This window comes from Limosilactobacillus oris DSM 4864 (assembly GCF_001434465.1).
GTDB classification, from domain to species: Bacteria; Bacillota; Bacilli; order Lactobacillales; family Lactobacillaceae; genus Limosilactobacillus; species Limosilactobacillus oris.
Map to the genome: position 1 here is coordinate 1 of NZ_AZGE01000042.1, position 9,977 is coordinate 9,977.

The 9,977-nt window shown below is 46.0% G+C and carries 8 protein-coding genes and 2 tRNA genes; 8 read left to right on the forward strand and 2 right to left on the reverse strand.

Annotated elements, in window-relative coordinates; translation table 11 throughout:
- Positions 1-146 precede the first annotated feature (146 nt).
- Both FC49_RS09125 and FC49_RS09130 read right to left on the reverse strand, forming a co-directional pair.
- Entirely contained in the window at positions 147-1,064 is a 918-nt protein-coding gene (locus FC49_RS09125) for an EamA family transporter (RefSeq protein WP_039930054.1), read from the reverse strand.
- Between the two features lie 110 nt (positions 1,065-1,174).
- Positions 1,175-1,885 (reverse strand): matrixin family metalloprotease, encoded by a 711-nt coding sequence (locus tag FC49_RS09130; RefSeq protein ID WP_056984848.1) that lies wholly within the window; start codon positions 1,883-1,885, stop codon positions 1,175-1,177.
- Positions 1,886-2,028: 143 nt separating this feature from the next.
- Here FC49_RS09130 and FC49_RS09135 point away from each other — a divergent pair, with 143 nt between their 5' ends.
- From FC49_RS09135 to speC, 8 genes are all read left to right on the forward strand, one after another.
- Positions 2,029-2,508 (forward strand): DUF7679 family protein, encoded by a 480-nt coding sequence (locus FC49_RS09135; RefSeq protein ID WP_056984849.1) that lies wholly within the window; start codon positions 2,029-2,031, stop codon positions 2,506-2,508.
- Positions 2,509-2,582: 74 nt separating this feature from the next.
- Positions 2,583-2,653: transfer RNA gene (locus FC49_RS09140), tRNA-Gln, on the forward strand.
- Between the two features lie 97 nt (positions 2,654-2,750).
- On the forward strand, positions 2,751-3,635 hold the full coding sequence (locus FC49_RS09145) for an NAD(P)-dependent oxidoreductase (RefSeq protein ID WP_082603577.1): 885 nt from the start codon (positions 2,751-2,753) through the stop codon (positions 3,633-3,635).
- A 62-nt stretch (positions 3,636-3,697) separates the two neighbouring features.
- Positions 3,698-4,027, forward strand: a complete 330-nt coding sequence (locus tag FC49_RS09150; protein ID WP_056984850.1) for a hypothetical protein — start codon at positions 3,698-3,700, stop codon at positions 4,025-4,027.
- A 21-nt stretch (positions 4,028-4,048) separates the two neighbouring features.
- On the forward strand, positions 4,049-5,617 hold the full coding sequence (locus tag FC49_RS09155) for a cation:proton antiporter (RefSeq protein ID WP_082603578.1): 1,569 nt from the start codon (positions 4,049-4,051) through the stop codon (positions 5,615-5,617).
- Between the two features lie 58 nt (positions 5,618-5,675).
- Positions 5,676-5,748, forward strand: a tRNA-Glu gene (locus tag FC49_RS09160).
- A 491-nt stretch (positions 5,749-6,239) separates the two neighbouring features.
- Entirely contained in the window at positions 6,240-7,559 is a 1,320-nt protein-coding gene (gene potE, locus FC49_RS09165; protein ID WP_056984851.1) for a putrescine-ornithine antiporter, read from the forward strand.
- A 36-nt stretch (positions 7,560-7,595) separates the two neighbouring features.
- On the forward strand, positions 7,596-9,779 hold the full coding sequence (gene speC, locus FC49_RS09170) for an ornithine decarboxylase (protein WP_056984852.1): 2,184 nt from the start codon (positions 7,596-7,598) through the stop codon (positions 9,777-9,779).
- Positions 9,780-9,977 lie beyond the last annotated feature (198 nt).

Here is a 9,977-nt window from a genome sequence, read left to right on the forward strand (position 1 = left end):
CTGGACATAGTGCCGCTAGCCGATTTGGGGCATTTTTTCTCACTCTCTCTTAGCTGTTTTAAAGATAAAAATGTACCGGCGTAGTAGCTTACTCCCGTTGTATTTAATGAGGGGAACTTCATAGTTCCGGGGAACGGCTATAGCGATTAACTTTTATTTCCCGGGACATGGTTGGGAATCCGGATGTTTAGTGCCAGAACGGCAATGATGACCAAAATTGAGCCGATGATGTCTGCTCCAGTCATATTAAGATGGAAAATTAGGACAGAGCCAATCGTGGCGGATAATGGTTCAAAGGCGTCCATCAGGCTAAAAGTCGTCGCGTCGATGTATTTTAAGGCGTTGTTAGCGAGCTGGAACGGAATCAGGGTACCGATAATCAGCACACCGAGCCAGCAGAACCAGACGACTGGTAGGTTGGGAACGCGGGGCTGAGCAGGGTGGATAGCCAGAAGGACGATGCCGGAGAACAGCAAGCCCCAGGCGGTAATAACCAGGGAAGGAACCCGGCCTTCACGGAGCATCTTTTGCGGAATCAGGGTGTTGGTGGCGACCCCAATGGCGGAAATCAACCCCCAAATCAGGATTGCCGGGGTCACGGCTAGCTCGTTAAAGCGGCCGTGCGTAGCAATTGTGAAGACCCCGATGAAGGCAATGATCGCGCAAATGATTTCAATCCGCCGTGGTGGAATGTGGCGAAAGGCTGCTTGGTAGGCGATGATGAAGAAGGGACCGACAAACTGGAGAATGGTTGCGATAGAGGCGTTCCCGTACTGGACAACCATGAAATAGGCGAACTGGACTGGAACCAGGCCAAAAATTCCGTAGGCGAAAATCACCCAAGTATCATGGGGACTTTTGAAAATCCGAAAGGGGTGGTCGCCCTTGATTAAACTAAAGAGGACCAGCAGGATTCCGGCCGCGGTCATCCGGCTCTGGGTCACCCAGAGGGAAGTAATGGAAGAGCTGACGTTGAAGAGTCCCTTGGCAAACAGGCCCGAGATCCCCCAGAAGGTGCAGGCCGTGATCACCATAGCAATTCCTAGAGCTTTTTTATTTTTCATGCGCATTCACTCTCAATCTATAAATTTACCCAAGGGATATTCTAACATACTCGTGAACGCGGTGGGGTGGTAGCGAAACTAATGCGGTGGCGGGGAAGGCAAGCTAACTGCTACTGCCGACTAGCTTCACGCTGGACAGTTTGCTGGTCTGCGGGGTGGGGACGCTTTTGATAGAGACGTTTCACCGCTTCAACGTCCGTGGGCTGGATTGGGTAGAAGGAACCCGCTGGCTGCATAACCGAGGTCGCGTTGGTATGCTGGAGGCCGATCGCGTGACCCAGTTCGTGCTCGGCCGTGTTGACGATCCGTTGCGGGGAGTAGCCGTAGTTGGCATTAAGCAGGTAGCCGGCATTTAGCTGGACATCGGCATGCAGCAGGTAGCCAGTGGTCGCGTCGGTTTTGGTGTTGGTCAGGCCGGCTGCCCCGTTTTGCTGCCTGTCGACGGCGGTTACCACGATATTTGCGTCAGTCTTGTTTTGAACCGGGCGGAAGGTAAAGGCTCTGGTCTGATTCCACTGGTCAATGGCCTTGGTGGTAGCGGCGCGCAGGGTCGGGTTGCTAAGGTCAATGTAGATGGTGGTACTATTTTCCGGCCAGCGCCCGTCGGTCAGGGCATTATCTTCTTCTGCCCGGCTAGCCGTCTGCTGCTTGCTTATTGGGCGTTCACCGAGAAGTCGGCTGACTTGCTGCTGGGTGTGCAAAATGGCCGTATCGACTCCCTGTTGGAAAGCAGGGCTGCCTTGGTACAGGGTAATCAGCCAGATAAAGAGCACGCAGTAGAATAAACTGAGTAGGAAGTGGTGGCGCTTGATAATGTTCATCCCCCTTTGAATAGTCTTAGTTTAAAGAATTTGGCACCCATAGTCCATTATTTCGTTAGTACTTTAATAAATTTTGCTAAGAAGTGAGCATTCCGGTCTGGGCTGCGGTATAATATCACTGAAATTTTAAGGAGGGGTCGAGAATGGCAACCGTATTTACAGTGCAGGTGAAGTTAAGCTGGGGTGAGGAGCGGCAGTATCTACTGGCAAATGATGTTGAGCCTGGACTGGCACACCGTTACGCGACCCGGGAAAACTGGCAGGAAGTAATGATTAAAGCGCTGATCAACGTTCCGGTAGCGCCCTACCTGCCAGATAATAGTGTGCAGCCACCGATTGCGACGGCGGAAGTGGTGGCGGTAGCTGCCCATGATGACGGGGACGAAGCGGTTCAGGGGCTACAGCGGACCAGGAGTCAGTTTATTATGGCCGCGATTTGGGAAAAGCAGAGTACGACGGTTAACTATAACTTCCTCCGCCACGATTATGACCAGCAGAGTCAGGAGCAGATCAAGGCCGACGTGGACTTCTGGCAAGATGGCCGCCGGCACCCCGCGGTTACTGCGCGAACCCGCGAGCTGATCCAAAAACAGGAAGAACGGTTTCGCAAGCAGGAAAATTGAAAATTAATTTGAAAAAGTGGTTGACGAAAAGTGGATTTGCTAGTATAGTAAATATCGTTGCATGGCAACGTAATTGGGAATTGGCCAAGCGGTAAGGCAAAGGACTCTGAATCCTTGATCACTGGTTCGAACCCAGTATTCCCAATCTTGATTGGTCCTATTAAATCAGCAATGGTTTGATAGGACTTTTTTTGTACCAACGATTAGCTGGCTGGCCTGTTTCACCGGGAAGCTGGTAAAATATGAGTAAACATCTGCATGAAGGGATGAGTATGATGAAAATCGGCTTTATCGGAACTGGCGTCATGGGGACTGGCGTAATCAATAATCTTTTGCGCCATGGCAATGAGGTCACGGTTTATAACCGGACGAAGGAACATGCCGCAGCGGTATTAGCAAACGGTGCAAGCTGGGCGGAGACCCCAGCAGCAGCTACCGTTGGCAACGAGATCGTCTTCACGATGGTGGGCTTCCCGACCGACGTGGAACAAGTTTACTACGGCCCTGATGGTATTCTAGCGGCGGCAACGAAGGACCAAATCCTGGTGGACATGACGACCAGCAGTCCGAGTTTGGCGAAAAAGCTGGCTCAGGCAGCGGACCAGGTGGTTGACGCACCGGTGTCTGGTGGGGATGTAGGCGCACAAAAGGGCACCCTAACGGTGATGCTCGGTGGCCAGCAGGCGGTAGTGGAAAAGATTATGCCGGTGCTGGAGCAGTTTAGCAGTTCACAGCATTATTTCGGTCCCGCCGGCAGCGGTCAGCACGCCAAAATGGCCAACCAGATTATGATTGCCGGGACGATGACCGGGATGACTGAAATGCTAGTGTACGCTCAACGGGCAGGGCTGGATTTGGCGGAAGTCGTTCGAACGGTCGGCGGCGGAGCAGGGGCTAATTGGAGCCTTAGCAACTACGCTCCCCGGATTTTGCGGGATGATTATACGCCGGGATTCTTTGCAAAGCACTTTTTAAAGGACCTGCGAATTGCTCTTGCTGAGGCGGAACGGTTGCAGATACAGTTGCCGGCGACCGCTGAAGCAAAGCGGTTGTATGAACTGCTGGTGGATCAAGATGGACTAGGGGATGATGGTACCCAGGCCCTCGTAAAACTGTGGTGGCATTAGCAAGAGTGCGGGACGCGTTCGCTGGTTCCTGCTACTAGTTGATTTGACTAAGGAGAAGAAAAATGGCAAGTAATTCTGATTCAATCTATTATGTCCTGACTAAGCTCAAACACCACCCAGAGCTGATCAAGGAGGTGCAGGCCCGCTACACTAACACGGTGATGCTTTTCTTTACGGATGAGTTGAAAATTGCGGATAGCGGCTTTTACTTTCCTGATATGCGGCTGATGGTTAACCGTCTGTCGAATGATTTTGTGGCGAAGAACGGTGACCTGTTGGACTATTACTTTCAAATGACGAACGGTAATGCAAAGCGTTACCGTGATGCCTGGGTGACGACCGCCCACTTACCCAAGCGGCACCTTTATATGTTGGAACTTTCTTATGAATAATCGGGAAAGCAGGTGTGTGGAATGGCCCTTTTGATTTCGACCGCGGTGTTGACTATCGCCGCGGTGCTCAGTGGAATTTTAGCGGGGGTGTTTCCCCGGGTGCCGAGTAACTACCTGAGTATTGCAATCGGGATAGTTATCGCGGTGGTCGCGCCCTTGGACCGTCTCATCGCGCCGTTTCATTCTGAAATTTTTATGTATATTATCGTTCCCCTGATTTATTTCGAGGGACAGACCACCCGTTTGTACTTTGTTAGACGGTGGTGGCGGCAGATTATTGAGACGGCGGTGCTATTAGTGGTGGCCTCGCTGGTGATTGCCGGCTTTGCGGTATCATTGTTGGGGATTCCCTTGGCGATTGCCTTCGTTTTGGCGGCGATTAGCACCCCGACTGATGCTACGGCGACCGAGACCGTTTCGGAGGGGCGGATCGTTCCAGAGCGGCAGGAGAAGTTGCTGCGGATGGAATCGCTCTTTAATGATGCTAGCGGAATTGTTTTGCTCGAAGCGATGGTGCTTTGGCTTCGTGGCGGCCATTTTCAGTACCAGGTGGCGGTATTAAACTTCCTGCGGGCAGCGGGAGGCGGCGTTATTGTGGGAATTGCGATTGCATTGCTGATGATCAGCTTCCGCCGCGGTCTGCGCAATTTTGCTGGTTCAACCTATAACGCGCAAATTATGCTATTTCTGATTACCCCGTTTATTATTTACTTCGTTGCCGAAAAATTAGGGGTGTCGGGTATCATTGCGGTGGTTTGCGCGGGACTGATGCAGAATAGTGAAAGCTCGCGGAGCAGGTTTGACCATCCCCGCCAGTACCATAATTCGCTAGTGCTGATTGATTTAGTACGTGATATTTTGAATAACCTGATTTTTGTCGTCCTAGGGGTTATGATTGTCAGAATTGTAAGGGCGGATTTGCTGGTAGCGAATAATGTGGACTTGCGCTGGCTGGCGGCTGGGTTCTTGATTTACCTGGTAACGTTGGCGGTGCAGTTTGCGTATGGCGTGCTCGTTAAAATGGGCCCGCGCGGCAGTGTGATATTTGCGCTGGGCGGGGTTCATGGGGCGATTACGCTTGCGCTGGTTTTTTCGATTGCGGCAAGTTTGACCGACCAGCAGTTTCAGTTTGTTGTTTTGACGGAAACAATGCTGGTATTGCTAAGTATGCTGGTGCCGTCAGTAGTTTTTCGTTTTATTTTGCAGCCCGACCTTTCAGAAGGAGCAATCCAAGACCGCGTTGGGCAGTTGCGAAGGGAAATGGTGCGGGAAGGAATTGCCGCGGTTGATAAAATCTACCTCCCGGATAATATTCGGGCCAGTGTTCTTTATGATTTACGCGACCAAAAAGGGGTCACGACGATGCGTGACTTCTGGAAGCAGTGGTCGATTAGCAACCATAACGATGAGTTTACGCCCGAAGAACGTGATTTAGAACGACAAGCACTGTTGTGGGCCTTCCGCGCGGAGCGGAATTATTTGAACATGGTTGCTCAGCGGGAAGGGCTACACCAGTATTTGTTTGAACTGTATAATGAGGTTCTCCTGTCAGAGTCGATTTTGATTGACCCCCAAAGTAGTTTGAATTAATTGCTAAAACTATTGACAGTGAATAGTCGAATAACGTATAATTCCATTTGTACGTTATTGCCCGCTGGTCAAATTGGTTAAGACGTCGCCCTCTCAAGGCGGAGTTACGGGTTCGATCCCCGTGCGGGTGATTTTTTATAATCAGTATTTAAAGAAGGTTGATGTGCATTGATGTGTGCATCGGCCTTTTTTGTTATGTGCATTTTTTAGAACAGATGGTAAGACTATCCAGCAATTTTGTTTCCAGTGGCAGGCAGTATAACGATAGATACTGGAACTTATGTATGGTACTAAAAACAATTATTAGGTGTTCTATTGATTTAGTTGTAGTTGACCTCATCGAAAGTTAAAGATGATAGTAACATAGCAATTCCCGTTAGTTCTTCTGACCAGAGAGCCATTAAAAACATTAATAGTATTGGCGAATAATGTTGTACAGGTTGCATAGAGATAAAGTTAATAAAATTACAACAGTAATAAGCATAGTTAATTGCGTCACAATGTTGACTTTAAAGGGTTGAAAAAAAAAAAACGTTATATTATTATAAGTGTCAATTGATGTGAGCGCTTTCTGGAAGCGATGCAAACTGAAGCGAAGTTAGATTAGGAAGTGGTTATTCTTATGGCTGATAAAAAGAAAATGACGGTTGTTCAGCTAACTATTATCACTGCGGTTAACATGATGGGATCTGGAATTATTATGCTACCATCAAAACTAGCACAGGTTGGTACAATGTCCGTTATTTCTTGGTTAGTCACCCTAACAGGGGCGCTATGCTTAGCATATGTCTTTGCTCGTTGTGGAATGTTTACTAAAAATACTAAAGATGGAATGGGCGGATATGCTCAGTATGCCTTTGGTATGGATGGCAATATGATGGCTAATTATACTTATGCTTTTTCATTAGTAATTGCCAATACCGCAATTGCTGTTTCAACCGTTGGTTATGGTGAGATGGTGTTCGGTATTACTTTATCTCCGGTTAAAGTCGCTATCGCAACAATGATTGTTTTAGCTATTGCCACTGTTGCAAACTTCTGGGGTGCGCGAGTAACAGGCCAGTTAGGGTCACTCACGGTTTGGGGAGTTATTATCCCCGTGTTATTTTTATGTGTTGGTGGTTGGTTTTGGTTCCATGGTCATACCTATGTTAATTCGTGGAATCCGCACCATTACAGTTTCTTTAAAGGAGTTAGTGATTCAATTCCAATTACGCTCTGGGCTTTTCTAGGTTTGGAGTCGGCTTCTGCTAATTCTGATTCTGTTGAAAATCCTAAGAAAAATGTCCCAATTGCCGTGATTGGTGGGACGGTAATTGCAGGAATCATCTATATTGTTTCAACAAACATTGTACAAGGAATCGTCAAAAACGAAGCATTAGCAAATTCAAATGCACCATTTGGAACAGTTTTTACGCAGATGTTTAATCCTACTGTTGGTGCGATTGTTATGGCACTATTAACAATTTCTTGTTTTGGATCATTACTGGCTTGGCAGTTTACCGTGGCAGAAGTTTTCCGTTCATCAGCAATTGCTGGCTACTTCCCTAAGATTTTCCGTCAGCGAACGAAACATGATGCGCCAGTTGCGGGTATGATTATTATTTTGGTTGTTCAGCTATTACTCTCATTGATGACAATTAGTCCAGACCTTAATGCTCAATTTAATAACCTTGTCAACTTAGCTGTTGTTACGAATATGGTTCCATATATTCTTTCAATGGCTTCTGTAAAGACCCTGCAATTATCAGCTGGAATTTCTAGTGATAATAAAAACTACAAAATTACGAATGCTTTAGCTGTAATTGCCGGAGTTTATAGCCTCTATTCAATGTATGCTTGTGGAAACCTCTCGTTAGCATTAGGTGCATTAGTTGCATTTGCTGGCTGGACAATTTACGGATTCGTTGCCGATAAGTATAACGTTACTATCAATGAATAATTCTTAATTAGTTTTTTAGAAAGTGAAGTGTTAACTATGGCTAAACTGAAAATTGCAACAACGGATGATGCCAAACAATATTTTACGACGAATCGTGAATTGGTAGATGTTCATGATACCGATTTTGTTGATGTTTCCGCAGTAGTAATTGATGAAGACGATATTGATGTTTTAGAATCCGTTCGAAAGACTGAATTTGGCATACCGGTATTTATTGAAACTAAGAATCCAGATGCCGTTGATGCTAAGATTTTGTCGCAAATTTACCAATTAATTGATACTAATGATAAGTACGACCAGAATCTTGTTGACCGGTCAATAGATCACGCAGCTACAAAATACGAAAGTAAAATTTTGCCGCCATTCTTTAAGGAATTACAATCCTATGTAGAACGTGGGAATGTTCAATTTGACTGCCCTGGACACCAGGGAGGCGCTTTCTTCCGCAAACATCCTGCGGGAAATGAGCTTTACAAATTTTATGGTGAAAATATTTTTCGGTCAGATATCTGTAACGCCGATGTTGACTTAGGAGATTTACTAATTCATGAAGGCCCGGCACTAGCTGCCGAAAAGCACGCTGCCAAGGTTTACAATGCCGACCGGACTTACTTTGTTTTGAATGGTTCATCGACTTCAAACAACATTGCTCTATCTGCCCCAGTTGCTCCAGGTGACCTAGTATTATTTGACCGTAATAATCATAAGTCAGTTTATAACCAGGCTTTAGTTATCTCTGGTGGTAAGCCTGTTTATATGCAGGATTCACGTGATCCTTATGGTTTCATCGGTGGTATTTATGACAGTGACTTTGATGAAGACTTCCTTCGGCAACAGGCTGCCAAAGTTGATCCGGAAAAGGCTAAACAAAAGCGACCATTCCGCCTTGCGGTTGTCCAATTAGGAACGTATGACGGGACAATTGCCAATGCACATCAAATAATTAAAAAGATCGGTCACCTCTGTGACTACATTCTTTTTGACTCCGCATGGGTTGGCTATGAGCAGTTTATTCCTTTCATGACTCAGTGTTCACCGCTAACTATGAAGTTAGGGCCGGAAGATCCGGGGATTTTAGTTGTTCAATCTGTTCACAAACAGCAAGCTGGTTTCTCGCAAACCTCGCAGATTCACAAGAAAGACTCACATATTAAAGGGCAGAAACGCTATATTACAGATGACCAATTCAATAACGCATACCTGAAATATTCTTCTACCTCACCATTCTACCCAATGTTTGCGGCACTTGATGTCAATGCACAAATTGAAGGTAGCACAGCTGGTAAAAAGATGTGGCATGATTGCATGGTAACCTCTGTCAATGCTCGTAAGAAGTTATTAAAACATGCTAAGTATATTCGGCCGTTTGTTCCCGACACAATTGACGGAAGAAAATGGGAAGATATTGATACGGAAGAACTAGTTAGTGATCGAAAGTATTGGGTTTACGATCCCGATGCTAAGTGGCATGGCTTCGCTGGTTACGGCAAGGATCAGTATTTCGTTGATCCAAATAAGTTCTTGTTAACAACCTCTGGTATCAATGCCGAAACAGGAGAGTATACGGACTTCGGTATCCCTGCAGTAATTCTTGCAAATTACTTACGTGAGCATGGAATTATTCCAGAAAAGAATGATTTGAATTCAATCCTCTTCTTAATGACACCTGCGGAGGATGACAATAAAATGAATAATTTGGTTGCTCAAATCTTAAACTTCGAACGACTGATTGATGAAGATGCTCCGCTGTCAGAAGTGCTGCCACGGCTGTATAAGCAAAACGAAGGCCGCTATAGTGGTTATACTATTCGCCAACTTTGCCAAGAGTTACACGATTTCTATAAGGAAAACAACACAAAGGAATATCAAAAGCGCTTATTCTTGCGGAAGTATTTCCCAGAGCAGACTATGAGCGCAATCGATGCTGATACAGAAATGCTTCATAACAATGTCCAATTGATTAAACTTGAAGATGTTGTAGGTCACACCGCAGTTGAAGGAGCGCTCCCATATCCACCTGGTATTTTCTGTGTTGTCCCTGGTGAAAAATGGTCCGAGACAGCTCAAAAGTATTTCATGATTTTGCTGAAGGGAATCAATGCCTTTCCAGGATTTGCTCCTGAAATTCAAGGGGTTTACTTTAAGAAAGAGAATGGTAAAACCGTTGCTTATTGTGAAGTACTTGACGATAAGACGGAAGCTAAATATAGCAATAAATAGGGATAAGCAGAGCGGACACTTGAAAGAAAGTGAAATAAATTTGAATAATTAAACCGTTAAGGTATGGTTTTTGCATTTTGCTGGGGCCATACCTTTTTTAGGTCTTGAAATTTTAAAACTATCTCAATGTCAATTTCTAGGTTTGATTAATGATATACCGTATTGGACATTAAGGCTCTTCGTCAAGAAGTACTGATG